The organism is Micromonospora sp. U56 (assembly GCF_018070095.1).
GTDB lineage: Bacteria > Actinomycetota > Actinomycetes > Mycobacteriales > Micromonosporaceae > Micromonospora > Micromonospora purpureochromogenes.
Genome location: NZ_JAGPYL010000238.1, coordinates 1 through 1,782 on the forward strand (window position 1 = coordinate 1; position 1,782 = coordinate 1,782).

Consider the following 1,782-nt stretch of genomic DNA (forward strand, 5'->3'; position numbering starts at 1 on the left):
GCCTGCGGGTGAGTCACGCCTTCCACAGCCACCTGATGGACCCGATGCTCGCCGACTTCCGGGCCGTCGCCGCGGAGCTGACCTACGCCGAGCCGCAACTCCCGGTCGTGTCCAACCTGACCGGCGCTCTCGCCGCCACCGAGCTGACCGACCCCGACTACTGGGTCCGCCACGTCCGCGAGGCGGTCCGCTTCGCCGACGGCATCACCACCCTGCACACCGCCGGCGCGACCACGTTCCTGGAACTCGGCCCCGACGCCGCGCTCACGCCGATGATCGAGGGCATCCTCACCGACGAGGTCACCGTCGTGCCGTCCCTGCGGCGGGGACACGACGAACACCGTCAAGCCCTGACCGCCCTGGCCAGGCTGCACGTCACCGGCACCACCGTCGACTGGACCTCGCTGCTCCCGCAGACCACCCGCACCGTCGACCTGCCCACCTACCCCTTCCAGCGGCAGCGCTACTGGCTCGCCGCACCCTCCACCGCCGACCTCTCCGGCTTCGGGCAGGTCGCCACCGGCCATCCGCTGCTCGGCGCCAAGGTGAGCGTCCCCGACGAGGACCTGCTGGTGCTCACGGGCAGGATCTCGCTGCCGGGGCAGCCCTGGCTGGCCGACCACGACCTGCACGGCCGCGTGGTCTTCCCCGGCACCGGCCTGCTCGACCTCGCCCTGCACGCCGGGGCGCAGGTCGGCTGCGACCGGCTGGTGGAGCTGACCGCCGAGACCCCGCTGGTCCTCACCGACGCGGCGGTCACCGTACGCGTGGTGGTCGGGCCGCCCGACGAGCACGGCGCGCGGCCGGTCGGGGTGCACACCCGCGGCGCCGACGAGGAACTGCCGTGGACCCGGCACGCCACCGGCGTGCTCGCCCCCGGCGGACCCACCCCGCCCCCGCCGCCGGCCACCTGGCCACCCCCCGGCGCCGTCCGCGCGGACGTCGAGGACGTCCACCGCGGCCTGCTGCGCCACGGCTACGGGTACGGCCCGAGCTTCCAGGGCCTGCGGGCGGTGTGGCGCCGGGGCAGCGAGCTGTTCGCCGAGGTGAGCCTGCCCGAGGGGGTCACCGCCGACGGCCACGAGACGCATCCCGCGCTGCTCGACGCCGCCCTGCACCCGCACCGCCTCGACGACGCCGCCGGACCGGTCCAGCCGTCGGTCTGGCGGGACGTCACCCGCCACGCCGTCGCCCCGGCGACGCTGCGGGTCCACCTGGTGCCGGTCGGCGGCGGGGTCACGCTGACCGCCACCGACGCCGACGGCCGCCCGGTGCTCACCGTCGGACACCTGGAGAGCCGGCTGGTCGGCGCCGACGAACTGGCCGCCGTCACCGGCTCCGGCGACGAGAGCCTGCTCCGCCTCGACTGGGTGCCCGCACCCGAGGTCGCCCCCGACGTCGCGCCGGCGACCTGGGCGGTGCTCGGCGAGGACCCGTTCGGGGTGGTCCCCGACGCGCCCGCGCACCCCGACCTGGCCGCGCTGCTCGCCGCCGTGGACGCCGGGGCGCCGGAACCGGCGTACGTGCTGCACGCCCCGACCAACCCGGCCGGGCAGGGGCCGGAGGCGGTCCGCGCCCTGCTCACCGACCTGCTCGGCACGCTCCGGGACTGGTTGGCGCAGAGCCGGCTGCCCCGGACCCGGCTGGTGCTGCTCACCCAGGGCGCCGTCGGGGCGGGGGAGTTGCCCGCCGACCCGGTGCTCGCGCCGGTGTGGGGGCTGGTCCGCGCCGCCCAGTCCGAGCAGCCGGGGCGGCTGGTGCTCGTCGACACCGACGGCAGCG

General features: G+C 76.8%; 1 protein-coding gene. It reads left to right on the plus strand.

What is annotated here, in order from left to right; translation table 11 throughout:
• Positions 1–1,782: polyketide synthase dehydratase domain-containing protein (locus KBX37_RS33725; RefSeq protein WP_210779866.1), on the plus strand; the 1,782-nt coding region annotated here is incomplete at both ends.